The following is a 12,801-nucleotide window of genomic DNA, read 5'->3' as shown; positions in this document are numbered from 1 at the left end:
CGTGCCCTGTTGATTACTTCTTCTTTTTCGGGGCGATGACCATGATCAGCTGGCGTCCTTCCATCTTAGGATGCTGTTCGACCGAACCGTACTCGAGCAGGTCAGCTTCAACCCGCTTGAGGAGTTCCATCCCCAGCTCCTGGTGGGCCATCTCACGGCCGCGGAATCGCAAGGATACCTTGGCCCTGTCCCCGTCACTCAGGAAACGTACCAGGTTGCGCAGTTTTACCTGGTAATCCCCTTCCTCCGTCCCTGGACGAAACTTGATTTCTTTTACCTGAATCTGCTTCTGGTTCTTCTTCGCCGCAGCAATCTGCTTCTTCTTTTCGAAGATCGATTTGCCGTAGTCCATCACACGGCAAACCGGTGGGACTGCGTCTGCAGAGATTTCTACCAGATCAAGCTTTGCTTCTTCAGCAATACGAAGCGCTTCATCAATCGAGACGATGCCAATCTGCTCGCCATCAGCGCCAATTAACCGAACCTCGCGTGCCGAGATATTCTCGTTGATCGGGGCTTTCGGTGCAGCTCGTTTATCTTGTCTCATTTCACGCTTAATAATAATTACTCCGAATCTGGGCGACCACGCCGGGAAACCGCTTGCGCGAGAAACTCAGCGAACTGGGCGACGGGCATCGAGCCCAGGTCAGCACCTTCACGAGTACGCACAGCGACAGTCTGCATCTCGACTTCCTTATCCCCAATAACCAAGAGATATGGAACCTTGAGCAAAGTATGCTCGCGGATTTTAAAGCCGATCTTTTCATTTCTCAAGTCAGACTTGGCACGAAACCCGCTTTCGTTGAGAGTTTTTTCGACCTGAGCAACAAAATCTGCCTGTTTATCAGTGATATTCATGATCACTGCCTGGGTTGGCGCCAGCCACGCAGGGAATGCACCTTCGTAGTGCTCGATCAGAATCCCGACGAAACGCTCGAACGAACCGAGGATCGCACGGTGCAACATGACCGGATGCTTGCGGCTGTTGTCTTCGGAGACGTATTCGGCACCAAGACGCACTGGCAGGTTGAAATCGAGCTGCAAAGTACCACATTGCCACACGCGACCGAGGCAATCTTTCAGCGAGAACTCGATCTTCGGACCATAAAAAGCGCCCTCGCCCGGCTGCAGATCGTACGGAAGGCCCGCGCTATCAAGGGCCGCGGCCAAAGCAGCTTCGGCGCGATCCCACAGCTCGTCGGAACCAACGCGTTTTTCCGGACGAGTGGACAGTTTCATCTCGACGTCGGTGAAGCCGAAGTCGCGGTAAACATCCATGGTCAGCTTGATGAACGCGGCGGATTCGGCCTGCATCTGCTCTTCGGTGCAGAAAATGTGGGCGTCGTCCTGGGTGAACGCACGCACACGCATGATGCCGTGCAGCGCACCCGATGGCTCGTTACGGTGGCAGGCACCGAACTCGGCCAGACGCATCGGCAGTTCGCGGTAGCTCTTCAGCCCCTGATTGAACACTTGCACGTGGCAAGGGCAGTTCATCGGCTTGATCGCGTAGTCGCGGCTTTCCGACTCGGTTGTGAACATGTTGTCGGCGTAGTTGGCCCAATGCCCGGACTTTTCCCACAGGCTACGGTCAACGACTTGCGGCGTCTTGATCTCGAGATAGCCATTATCGCGCTGCACCTTGCGCATGTACTGCTCGAGTACCTGGTACAGAGTCCAGCCATTCGGGTGCCAGAACACCATGCCCGGCGCTTCTTCCTGGGTGTGGAACAGGCCCAGGCGCTTGCCGATCTTGCGGTGATCGCGCTTTTCAGCTTCTTCGATTCGCTGGATGTAGGCAGCCAGCTGCTTCTTGTCAGCCCAAGCGGTGCCGTAAACGCGCTGCAATTGCTCGTTCTTGGCATCACCGCGCCAGTAGGCGCCGGACAGCTTGGTCAACTTGAAGGACTTCAGGAAGCGGGTGTTCGGCACGTGCGGACCGCGGCACATGTCGACGTATTCTTCGTGATAGTACAGGCCCATGGCCTGCTCATTCGGCATGTCCTCGACCAGGCGCAGCTTGTAGTCTTCGCCGCGAGCCTTGAACACTTCGATCACTTCGGCACGCGGAGTGACTTTCTTGATGACGTCGTAATCGGTATCGATCAGCTGTTGCATGCGCTGTTCGATGGCCGCCATGTCGTCCGGCGTAAAAGGACGCTCGAAGGCGATGTCGTAATAGAAGCCTTCGTCAATGACCGGACCGATGACCATTTTGGCCGTCGGGTACAACTGCTTGACCGCATGGCCAACCAGGTGGGCGCAAGAGTGGCGAATGATCTCCAGCCCCTCTTCATCCTTTGGCGTGATGATTTGCAGCGTTGCGTCGCTGTCGATGATGTCGCAGGCGTCGACCAGCTTGCCGTTGACCTTGCCGGCCAGGGTGGCCTTGGCCAGGCCTGCACCGATAGAGGCGGCGACCTCGGCTACGGAAACAGGGTGATCGAATGAACGTTGACTGCCGTCGGGAAGAGTAATAGTTGGCATGGCGCCTCCTCTCCTAGTGGTGACCCCTACCAAAGGTCACGTGGGTTGGGATGAGCCAGTACAAGATCCGATCCAGGCCATTCAATGACGAACGCCTGCCTTACAGCGGCAGGAGCCTTGCGGCCAACCGGAAAACCGAACCAGAGTGACTGGGATTCAAATCAGAGTATTCGTACGCCGCCGCTTCCGGGACTGAAGGTCATCCGGAGCCTGCGAACGCCCGAGTCGGGCATCCTAGCACAGATGAACGGTCACAGCAGCGAACGAATTGAGCCAGCCCCTGATTGCTCATTTTAACGGTGCGCGGTGAACTTGAGATGTACGACTAACCTCAAATGGGCTGAGAATTACCCCGAATTACTCAAACCAAGGAGTTTCAGACATGCGCCTTATCCGACTTTTCGCCTTCGCGGCTCCCCTGGCAATGCTGCTGCCGCTGAGCGCTCAGGCTGCCTGGCCTGCGGGCGTGAAAGAGCAATACATGAATGACTGCACCAAAGCCGCCAGCCAAAGCGTCAACCCGACCGTGGCCAAGCAGCACTGCACCTGCGGTGCCGACGTTCTGGAGAAGAAATTCACCTCCCAGGAAATCGCTCAACTGATGGACAAGAACACCCCGCCAAGCGGCGAGCTGGGCCAGCGCGCACTGAAAGAAATCTCGGTTTGCCGAGTGCAGAAATAATCTGTGACGAAGGGATTTGCGGGCGCTCTGCAGGCCGGAATCGGTCAAAATGACCCTGAATCCGATATTTTACGCAGGTTTTATAGCTTTTTTTACACCCCTTCGTTTCGGCTGAAAGCCGCTGAAACCGGGGGTTGTAGCCATTCAGAATGTCGAAACATCCGCAATATGAAAGCAAACAGCACGTCCGGGGGGCTACCAAAGCGAACATTTCGACTATGATACTCCGGTGTGCCCAGTTGGCCTGAGCAGCACAGTACTACTGAAAATATATGTTTCTTGGAGATACACCATGTCTAATCGCCAAACCGGCACCGTTAAATGGTTCAACGATGAAAAAGGCTTCGGCTTCATCACTCCTCAAGGTGGCGGTGACGACCTGTTCGTACACTTCAAAGCTATCGAATCCGACGGTTTCAAAAGCCTGAAAGAAGGCCAGACCGTTTCCTTCGTGGCTGAGAAAGGCCAAAAGGGTATGCAAGCTGCACAAGTTCGCCCAGAGTAATTTCTCGGCGCACTAAAAAAACCCCGTCCATGTGACGGGGTTTTTTATGGGCACTACAAAAGCCTGTGCGACTCAGCCGCAGCTGGCCCGGGTAATCACCAGATTGCTGTCGGTATTGAGGTTCAGCCGATCAGAACGGTATTCCAGGGTGATCATGTCGTCAGGCTTGAGGAACCGGGCATTCTGCGCGCCGGCTTTTTTGCGCGCCTGCTCCAGCAATTCCGGCGAAGCCTTTTTGCCGACGGTGAACTCTGCAGCTGTTGCCTCGCAACGACTGTGACCGGTTTCGGCCGCCACGGGATCCTTCTGCGACTCACTGGAGGTTGTGTTGCAGCCAGCCAGCATGGCAACCGCCATCAGAGTACCCAGTGACGCGAGCTTCCAAGGCATGAAGCCTCCTTTTTTCAATAGTTGAGCGAACATCGTGCGACCGCCGATACAGCGTTTGGTTTCATGACTTGCGCCACTCCCCTGCCCCACGATCAGAAAAACGGCGAGTTTGCCTGAGCTACGCCTGATACTTCATCACACAATCGTCACTGAATATGAACGGCGCTCAGTAGACGTCAATGTAGTCATAGGGCGGGTTCGGCCAGTTGTCCTTGAGCGCATTGAATATCTGCATCACCCAGACCTCGTCGCTGGCCGCGACGTTGCCCACGTATCCCGAGCCCTTGGCCCAGGTTTCCAGGCGAAACGACAGCCCGTCGATATCCTGACCACCCGTGACGCCCGAAGAGATATAGGCAATGCCGCCCTTGGTCACACGCAACTGGGTGTGCTCGTCGTCACGGGCTGAAGCCAGCAACAGACGCACAGCGTCCAGCGTCAGGCCGCCGGGGGAATTCAAATCGATCTGCACAGCTCAGTCCTTGGTTTTTCGGAGACGACCAAGTGTCGCATAGCCCTGCGCTCATGCCTAAGTCGCAGTGCCAAACGCCGGACAAAGTGGTTAACTCAAGACTCCAATCCCGTGACCTTCCGAGCCCCATCATGACGACCGTAAGCATCTCAGCCGACATCAAGGCCCACTGGCCACAAGGGCACAGTTCTTACAGTCCGGGCAGCCCGGAGGAACTGGCATTGATCAGCATCGACCTGCTGGTCAAGACACTGGGAACGCAAGCCGCGCAATCATTTATCGCACAGCTGTTCGAGAAGTATCCGGATGACTTCAAAGGCACATCGGACATCGAGAAAGAATAAAGGCCCGCAGGCTGGCACCTGCGGGCCTGTCGCTTACTTCAGACGCTTCAGGCGTTCGGTCAACAGATCGAAGAAGCCCTGAGCATCACCATTTTCCACCCAGAAGGCATTTTTCGGGGCTTTCAGGCCGTCATACCAGTCGACGATGGTCTGCCCGAAGGTCGGACCTTCACGGCTGTCGACCACCACGTTCACCGAACGGCCGGTGAACAGCTCCGGCTTGAGCAGGTAAGCCACGACCGTGGCGTCATGCACCGGGCCACCCGGAATACCGTAGTGTTCCATATCGCCCTTGATGTACTCGTTGAGGATGTCGCCGACAATCTTGCTCGCATTGTTGTTCAGCGCCGCGATCTGTTTCAGGCGTGCATCGCTGGTGAGGATCTTGTGGGTCACATCCAGCGGCAGGTAAGTCAGTTTCACGCCGCTTTTGAGCACGACTTCAGCCGCTTGCGGATCGGCATACAGGTTGAACTCGGCCACTGGCGTGATGTTACCGCCGTTGAAATGGGCGCCGCCCATGATGACCACTTCCTTGATGCCCTGAACGATTTCCGGCTCCTGGATCAGCGCCAGTGCCAGGTTGGTTTGTGGCCCAAGCATGGCAATGGTGATGCTGTGCGGCTTGGCTTTTTTCAGGGTGTCGATCAGGTAGTTGACCGCATTGCCTTCAGCCAGGCCTTTTTTCGGTTCGTGCACGGTGACACCCGACAGGCCTTCCTTGCCATGGATGTTCTCGGCGTAGATCGGCGTGCGCATCAACGGTTTCGGTGCGCCGGCGTAGACCGGCACCTCTTCGCGCCCTGCCCACTCACGGGCCAGTCGCGCATTGCGAGAGGTCTTGTCGAGACGCACGTTGCCAGCCACGGTGGTCAGCGCGCGAATATTCAGTTCCTCTGGCGATGCCAGAGCAAACAACAGAGCCACCACATCATCGGCACCCGGATCGGTGTCGATGATCAGATCGATCTTTTCCGCCGCCTGGGCGCCGGTCGCGGTTATCACGGACAAAAGCAGAAGACTCCGGATCAGTTGGTGCATTTTTTGAGCATAGCGGTGCATGGCGCATTCCTTGTGCATTTGAAATTGAAAGGGACTGAACCCGATTAAAATGTTACCCCGGCCACCAGCACGATGTTGCAGTACGGCTGACATTCGCCTGTACGAACAATCGCTCGCGCCTGTCGGCTGAGAACCTTGAATTGCTCGTGACTGAGCAGATCGCGTCGCCCGATTGCACCTTCTTCATTCAATGCGTCCAGCGAAGCCAGCGCAGTGGGTTGTTTGTCGAAGATTTCCTGGGCGAGCACATGACTCTCCACCTGCATTTCGCTGAGCACGACCTTCAAGGTGCTGACGAAATCCGGAACGCCGTGGGTCAGCGCGAGGTCGATCAACTCGACGCCCGGCGGCACGGGCAAGCCGGCGTCACCGATCACGACCATGTCGCCATGACCAAGGGAGGCGACAAGCCGGGACAGCGCGATATTGAGCAAAGGAGTCTTTTTCATGCGGGTTTGAACGCCTGTACGTCGGATGAAGTAGGAATGGACGGCTGGGCACCCGCTCGAGTAACCGACAGCGCCGCAGCTATCTGACCAAAACGAATGGCCTCGGCTTCGGTTTTGCCAGCGGCCAGCGCTGCCGCGAAACCGCCGACGAAGGTATCCCCGGCAGCCGTGGTATCGACCGCCTTCACTTTGGGTGCAGGAAAATGCTGGTAACCCGCACCATTGGCGAACAATGCTCCCTGAGCACCCAGCGTGACGATTACGTTGCCGGCGCCCATGGAAATCAGCTGAGCAGCCGCTTTTTCAGCGCTTTGCAGCGAGTCCACCGGCAAACCGCTGAGGGCGGCAGCCTCGCTTTCATTGGGAATCAGGTAGTCGATGGAGGCAAACCAGTCTGCCGGTAGCGGACGGCTGGCCGGGGCCGGGTTCAGGATCACTGTCTTGCCCAGTTCGCGACCGCGCTTGAGCGCATGACCGACGGTAGCATCGGGAATTTCCAGCTGACAAATGATGACATCCGCCGCCTGCAGCACCGCGTCGAACTGGTCGATCACCGCTGGCGTCATCGAGCCGTTGGCCCCGGCGACGATGACGATCGCATTCTGACTGTTGTCATCGACCACAATCAGCGCCACGCCACTGGAGTCCTCGACGACGCTGACCGCCTGGCAATCGATCTGCTCGGCCAGCAATGCCTCGCGCAATTGCACGCCATAGTCGTCATTGCCGACACAACCGATCATCGACACCTGCGCGCCCAACCGGGCAGCCGCCACCGCCTGATTGGCACCCTTGCCACCCGACACAGTGGCGAACGAATGACCGATCAGTGTCTCGCCCCCCCGGGGCAAACGAGGCGCCCGGGTGACCAGGTCCATGTTCAGGCTGCCAATTACCACTACATTTGCGGGCATACATCACTACTCATCAATTCGGTTTCAGCGATATTCGGTAAACACGCCAGCCAGCGGCGCAGTCGACTCTCGCAAGACAATACTCGGGGTCACGATCCGCTGATCAGTGGCCAGATCCGGGGTAGCAATTCTTCGCAGCAACACTTCTGCCGCCATCTCTCCCAGTTGCAGGATCGACTGACCAACAGTGGTCAGCGCCGGATACACGTAACGGCTCATCTGGATATCGTCGAAGCCGATCACCGACAACTCCGCGGGCACGCGCACATTGCGCTCGGCAGCCGCCCGCAGCACACCAATGCCGATCATGTCGTTGCCGGCAAAGATTGCGCTCGGAGGGCTGCGCTCAAGCAGAGCCGCAGCTGCGTTATAGCCGCCCGTGCTGGTGAAATCGCTTTCCAGCATCCGCGATGGCGGCACTTCAATACCCGCCTCTTTCAAGGCACGGCAAAATCCGGCCTGACGCATTTGCGCAACACTGGTGCTCGCCGGACCGCCAATGGTGGCGATATCACGATGTCCAAGCTCGATCAGGTGCCTCGTTGCCAGATAGGCACCATATTCATGGTCGATGCGCACGAGATCGGCGTCCACACCTTCCAGACCCCGGTCAACGATTACCATCGGCGTCTTCACCCCGGCCAGCCCCTGCACCAGACCACTGTCACCGCCAGCGGAGGCCACGATCAAGCCATCGATGCGCTTCTCCAGCAACACCCGCAGATAGCTGCGCTGTTTTTCCGGATTGTCGTCGGAGTTGCAGAGAATCACGCAGTAACCATTACGCTCACAGTAATCCTCGATCCCGCGCGCCAGTTCGGCAAAGTACGGATTGAGGCTGTTGGGCACGAGCAAGCCAATGGTGGCAGTCGTCTTGGCCTTCAGCGATCGGGCGACGGCACTTGGCACGTAATCGAGGCTCTTGATCGCCGCCTCGACTTTCAGCCGCACCTCCTGACTCACCGGCCGGGTGTTGTTCACAACATGGGAGACGGTCGTGTAGGAAATCCCTGCAAGCGCCGCCACATCCTTGATCGTCGCCATGTCTCAGCCCCGCCGGCTTGCGCGTTGGCTACGATACGTATCGAGCACTACCGCGATGACGATCACTGCGCCGGTGATGATGCGCTTGGTCGGCTCGGTTGCGCCGATCTGCGCCAGACCGGCCGCCAGCACGGAGATGATCAAGACGCCGAAGAACGTACTGATGACCGAACCACGGCCGCCCATCAGACTGGTACCGCCAATCACCACAGCTGCGATGACTTGCAGCTCAAGGCCTGAACCGGCGTTCGGGTCGGCAGCTTCCAGACGGGAAATCTGGAACAGCGCCGCGATGCCGGCCAGCAGCCCCATCAGGCTGAACACCAGAATCTTGTACGGTTTTGGGTTGATGCCCGCCAGCCGCACCGCTTCCTCATTGGTACCGATACCGATCAGGTAGCGACCGAACACGGTCCGGGTCAACACCGCCTGAGCAACGAAGATCACCAGCAAGGCAATGATGAACGACGGCGAAATGCCGAAAGCAATCGGGTTTGACAGCCAGGCGAATGAATCACCGATGTAGGCGGTACGCGAACCGGTCATCTGATAGGCCAGGCCCCGGGCCATTTCCAGCACACCGAGCGAAACGATAAACGACGGAATTCGCCAGGCGACCGTGATCGAGCCAGTCACCGTGCCGGCCAGTGCCGCCACTGCCATGCCAAGCAGCGCAGCCGGCAAGACACTCCAGCCCCAGCCCAGAATCGCCACGCTGACGGTCGATGCCGCAAGCGCCAGCACCGAACCCACCGACAGGTCGATCCCGCCGATGATCAGCACGAACGTCATGCCCACCGCCAACACCATCAGGTCGGGGATCTGGTTGGCCAGGGTGCTGAAGGTGTTGTACGACAGGAAGTGGCTGCTCATGACCGAGAACAGCGCAACCATCGCCAGCAAGGCACCGGCCAGGCCCAAGTAAGTACCCAGGCCGTAGAAGTTGCCACTACGTTTACCGGCAGAAGATGCAGTTTTCATGGGAGATCCCTAGGCGCTGCTTCGTTGAGCAACGCATCACGTTTTTGGTAGCCGGCGAACGCGGCGGCAAGCAAGTCATCCTGGGTCCAGCTGTCACGCTCGAACGTGTCGATCAGACGCCCCGCCGACAGCACCCCGATGCGGTCGCAGATCAGCATCAACTCGCGCAAGTCGCTGGAGACCACCACCAGCGCCTTGCCCTGCCGGGTCAACTCGCCGAGCAGGTTATAAATGTCGAACTTGGCACCGACGTCGATACCGCGAGTCGGCTCATCGAACAACAACACCGAACAGTCGCGCTCCAGCCAGCGGCCGATCACCACTTTCTGCTGGTTGCCGCCGGACAATTCGGATACGAGTTGAGTCGGGCTCGAACTGCGGATGCGCATGGCGTCGATCTGCCGTTTGGCCAGAGAGATTTCGTCACCATTGTTGACGAAACCACCGCTGGAAATTTCCGGCATATTGCCCAGAGCAATGTTGGCGCTGATCGACTGGCTCAGCAGCAGGCCTTCACCCTTTCGGTCTTCAGTGATCAGGGCAATGCCGTTACGCACCGCGTCGACCGGCGAGCGGATACTCACTACCTGCGCCGGCGAACCGAGAGCAACGCTTCCGCTGTCGGCGAGATCGGCGCCGAAGATCAGGCGCAACAGCTCCGTGCGCCCCGCCCCGATCAATCCGGAAATGCCAAAAATCTCACCGGCGCGCACTTCGAAGGACACATCGCGCACCTTGTCGGAGCGAGTGAGGCCTTTGACCGTCAGCGCTGGGGCACCGATATTGCGCGGGCCCATGTCCATGTGTTCGCCCAGTTCGCGACCGACCATCAGGGTGACCAGTTGCTCGCTGTTGTAGTTGGCCATCGGCTCGACGCAAACAAGGTTGCCGTCACGCAACACGGCGATACGCTGCGCAACGCGAGCCAGCTCTTCAAGGCGGTGGGAGATGTAGATGATCGCAACGCCGCGCGCCTGCAGCCGGGTGATCTGCTCGAAGAGCATTTCGACTTCGCGAGCGGTGAGCATCGCGGTCGGCTCGTCGAGGATCAGCACATGGCAATCACCGATCAGGTTGCGCGCAATCTCGACCATTTGCTGGTGACCGATGCCCAGCTCACCGACCAGCGTGTCCGGGTCGATGGCATCCAGGCCGACCTGAGCCATTGCCTCGATTGCAGCTTTGCGCAGTTGTTTGCGACTGATCCAGCCGCCGTTGCTCGGCAGGTTGTCGAGAAACAGGTTTTCCGCCACCGAAAGGGTCGGCAGCAGATTGAGTTCTTGCATGACCATGCGCACGCCAAGCTCTTCGGCCTGGGTACGGCTACCGGGGCGATACTCCTTTCCCTGGAACTGCATCTGCCCGGTGGTCGGGGTTACCAAGCCACCAATGATCTTCGACAGGGTACTTTTACCGGCACCGTTCTCGCCGGTCAGCGCCAGCACTTCACCGCGCATCAGCGTCAAGTCGATGCCGGTGAGCACCGGCTGCGCATAGGTCTTACCGATACCGCTGACCGAGAGGACAGCGTTCGGGGCGGAAACTGACATAAAAACTCTCCATGCGCTCGCCCGGACGGACGAGCGCCATTGTGTCGCCGAAGGACTACTTCTTGGTGACCAGCTCGACCGGGGTTTCGATGACGCCGTTGGCGCCACTGTCGACTTTCTCGCCCTTGATGATTTTCAGCGCGGTCTCGATGCCGAACACGGCCTGTTTGGCGGCGAACTGATCGGCGGTTGCCAGGACACGACCATCCTGCAGCATCGGCTTGATGGCGTTGATGTTGTCGTAACCGACCACTTGTACCTGCCCGGCCTTGCCGGCAGCACGCACAGCGGACACAGCGCCGACGGCCATGCTGTCGTTACCGGCCAGCAGTGCCTTGACGTCCGGGTACTCGCTGAGAATCGACGCGGCTACTTTGTTGCCCTTGTCGATTTCCCAATCGCCGGACTGCAGGGAAACAACCTTGATCTGCGCGGCTTCCATCGCATCCTTGAAACCAGCGGTACGCTGCTGGGCGTTGGTCGTTGTGGAAACGCCCTCGATGATGCCGACTTCGTCACCGGCCTTCAGTTGCTTGGCCAGGTACTCGCCCACCAGACGTGCACCCTTGCGGTTATCCGGGCCTACGAACGGTACGGAGATATTTTTGCTTTTGATGACAGCCGGATCGAGTTGGTTGTCGATGTTGATCACAGTGATACCGGCATCGACGGCTTTCTTGATCACCGGCACCATGGCCTTGGAGTCAGAAGGCGCGATCACCAGTGCATTGACCTTCGCCAGAATCATCTGCTCGACGATGCGGGTCTGGCCTGCTGTGTCAGTTTCGTCCTTGATGCCGTTGGAGATCAGGTCGAAATCGGCGGAGTGTTCTTTCTGGTAAGCCTTGGCGCCGTCTTCCATGGTGAGGAAGAATTCGTTGGCCAGGGACTTCATGACCAGTGCGACTTTTGGTTTTTCCGGGGACTCGGCGAAAGCCGAAGAGACGGGCAGTGCGGCGGATGCGGCAGCCAACATGGCGACAGCGAGAAGACGTCCAGCGAATGGCAGCTTCATGAGTTCACTCCGATCTTATGATTATTGTGAGCAACGCTTGCGCTGGCGTAAGCTTCGCTGCGTTCCACGACGAGTTCAACTCATCGCGAAGGCCGCGCAAACGTTTGCGTAGACCGAACTATGCGAACCCTGCCCCTATTTGTCAACAATCAGAAATCGGTTTTGATTGTAGGGCGAATCTGCATATTCGCCCCTTGAATGCTCAAGCCGTGGTGTTGACCAGGTTGCCGCCAGACGAACCCTTGGACATTTCCTTGACCAGAGCAGCCGAGACTTCCAACAGCGCACCGCTTGTTTGAGCGATCTCCCCCTGAACGGCCATGACCGCCTGCGACTTCGCTTCCGGAGTCGGATAGCTCGCGGCTTGTGCCGCGGCCAGTCGCTGTTGCTGCTCTTGCAATTGCTTCTGTAATTCCTGCATCCGCTTCAGCAACATCTTGACGGTGAGGCTCAGGTTATCGCCTTCCCCTTCAGCCTTGCTGCCTTCTTGTGCGGGACCGCCGGTCTTGACCTGATTGCTCTCTGGTTTTTCTGTGCCCAGCGCCTCGGTTGAAGCATCCGCTTGCGCTTCACTCATCGCATTGATCGTTGCTGCGGTTTTGCCGCCGATGGTGACGGCACCGGGGTTTGAAAAACCGATCGTCAGTGACATGTGAACTCCCTCAATTCCAGATTCCTTTAACACCCATCGGCCTGTGGGAAGCTTTCTTTAGCAGAGAATCCAAATCCGGCAACCTCACTTGCCCTGCAAAAGACGTAGTCCTTTTCGGAGAGCCGAACACGAAAACCTTCCTTGTTCGGAATACCGGATAAACGATTCAGCCAGAAACTCGTCAACTCATAAAATATTGATATAAATCATCAAGTTAAACATTTCTCTAAAGCAAAGTACGGCTGGTACAGATC

15 protein-coding genes are annotated in these 12,801 nt (G+C 57.8%); 3 read left to right on the top strand and 12 right to left on the bottom strand.

What is annotated here, in order from left to right; all coding sequences use genetic code 11:
- Positions 1–13 precede the first annotated feature (13 nt).
- A complete protein-coding gene (gene infC / locus AC3WRD_RS12515; protein ID WP_170929410.1) occupies positions 14–565 on the bottom strand; it encodes a translation initiation factor IF-3 in 552 nt (183 codons plus the stop codon).
- Positions 565–2,487 carry a threonine--tRNA ligase gene (gene thrS, locus AC3WRD_RS12510; protein ID WP_096821278.1) on the bottom strand — a complete coding sequence of 641 codons (1,923 nt, stop codon included), beginning with the start codon at positions 2,485–2,487 and terminating at the stop codon, positions 565–567. The genes infC and thrS overlap by 1 nt, the downstream gene beginning before the upstream one ends.
- 382 nt (positions 2,488–2,869) lie before the next feature.
- Here thrS and AC3WRD_RS12505 point away from each other — a divergent pair, with 382 nt between their 5' ends.
- Together AC3WRD_RS12505 and AC3WRD_RS12500 are read left to right on the top strand one after the other, a co-directional pair.
- On the top strand, positions 2,870–3,169 hold the full coding sequence (locus AC3WRD_RS12505) for a hypothetical protein (RefSeq protein WP_096821277.1): 300 nt from the start codon (positions 2,870–2,872) through the stop codon (positions 3,167–3,169).
- 292 nt (positions 3,170–3,461) lie between these two features.
- Entirely contained in the window at positions 3,462–3,674 is a 213-nt protein-coding gene (locus tag AC3WRD_RS12500; protein WP_003179963.1) for a cold-shock protein, read from the top strand.
- 72 nt (positions 3,675–3,746) lie between these two features.
- Here the strand turns inward: AC3WRD_RS12500 and AC3WRD_RS12495 are convergent, their stop codons facing one another.
- Both AC3WRD_RS12495 and AC3WRD_RS12490 read right to left on the bottom strand, forming a co-directional pair.
- Entirely contained in the window at positions 3,747–4,064 is a 318-nt protein-coding gene (locus AC3WRD_RS12495) for an I78 family peptidase inhibitor (protein ID WP_102621551.1), read from the bottom strand.
- A 166-nt stretch (positions 4,065–4,230) separates the two neighbouring features.
- Positions 4,231–4,536: a hypothetical protein gene (locus AC3WRD_RS12490; protein WP_102621550.1), complete on the bottom strand. Its 306-nt coding sequence runs from the start codon at positions 4,534–4,536 to the stop codon at positions 4,231–4,233.
- 131 nt (positions 4,537–4,667) lie between these two features.
- Between AC3WRD_RS12490 and AC3WRD_RS12485 the strand changes: the two genes are divergently transcribed.
- The gene (locus tag AC3WRD_RS12485) at positions 4,668–4,880 is read left to right on the top strand and encodes a hypothetical protein (RefSeq protein ID WP_085712027.1); all 213 of its coding nucleotides are present in this window, start codon (positions 4,668–4,670) and stop codon (positions 4,878–4,880) included.
- Between the two features lie 33 nt (positions 4,881–4,913).
- On the opposite strand, the gene AC3WRD_RS12480 is transcribed toward AC3WRD_RS12485, so the two are convergent.
- The 8 genes from AC3WRD_RS12480 to AC3WRD_RS12445 form a co-directional block, all read right to left on the bottom strand.
- The gene (locus AC3WRD_RS12480; RefSeq protein ID WP_096821274.1) at positions 4,914–5,942 is read right to left on the bottom strand and encodes a nucleoside hydrolase; all 1,029 of its coding nucleotides are present in this window, start codon (positions 5,940–5,942) and stop codon (positions 4,914–4,916) included.
- A 44-nt stretch (positions 5,943–5,986) separates the two neighbouring features.
- Complete coding sequence (gene rbsD, locus AC3WRD_RS12475; protein WP_096821273.1) at positions 5,987–6,391, bottom strand: D-ribose pyranase; 405 nt, start codon at positions 6,389–6,391, stop codon at positions 5,987–5,989.
- A complete protein-coding gene (rbsK, locus tag AC3WRD_RS12470) occupies positions 6,388–7,305 on the bottom strand; it encodes a ribokinase (RefSeq protein ID WP_102621549.1) in 918 nt (305 codons plus the stop codon). The genes rbsD and rbsK overlap by 4 nt, the downstream gene beginning before the upstream one ends.
- Positions 7,306–7,329: 24 nt before the next feature.
- Positions 7,330–8,349 carry a LacI family DNA-binding transcriptional regulator gene (locus AC3WRD_RS12465; RefSeq protein ID WP_102621548.1) on the bottom strand — a complete coding sequence of 340 codons (1,020 nt, stop codon included), beginning with the start codon at positions 8,347–8,349 and terminating at the stop codon, positions 7,330–7,332.
- Positions 8,350–8,352: 3 nt separating this feature from the next.
- Positions 8,353–9,330 (bottom strand): ABC transporter permease, encoded by a 978-nt coding sequence (locus AC3WRD_RS12460; protein WP_102621547.1) that lies wholly within the window; start codon positions 9,328–9,330, stop codon positions 8,353–8,355.
- The gene (locus AC3WRD_RS12455; RefSeq protein ID WP_085732496.1) at positions 9,327–10,880 is read right to left on the bottom strand and encodes a sugar ABC transporter ATP-binding protein; all 1,554 of its coding nucleotides are present in this window, start codon (positions 10,878–10,880) and stop codon (positions 9,327–9,329) included. The genes AC3WRD_RS12460 and AC3WRD_RS12455 overlap by 4 nt, the downstream gene beginning before the upstream one ends.
- Before the next feature lie 55 nt (positions 10,881–10,935).
- Positions 10,936–11,895, bottom strand: a complete 960-nt coding sequence (locus AC3WRD_RS12450) for a sugar ABC transporter substrate-binding protein (RefSeq protein WP_085712021.1) — start codon at positions 11,893–11,895, stop codon at positions 10,936–10,938.
- Between the two features lie 202 nt (positions 11,896–12,097).
- Positions 12,098–12,547, bottom strand: a complete 450-nt coding sequence (locus tag AC3WRD_RS12445) for a hypothetical protein (protein WP_102621546.1) — start codon at positions 12,545–12,547, stop codon at positions 12,098–12,100.
- Between the last annotated feature and the right edge of the window lie 254 nt (positions 12,548–12,801).

It is taken from the genome of Pseudomonas sp. FW215-R2 (assembly GCF_058789255.1).
This window is presented reverse-complemented; position numbering and strand designations above follow the sequence as displayed.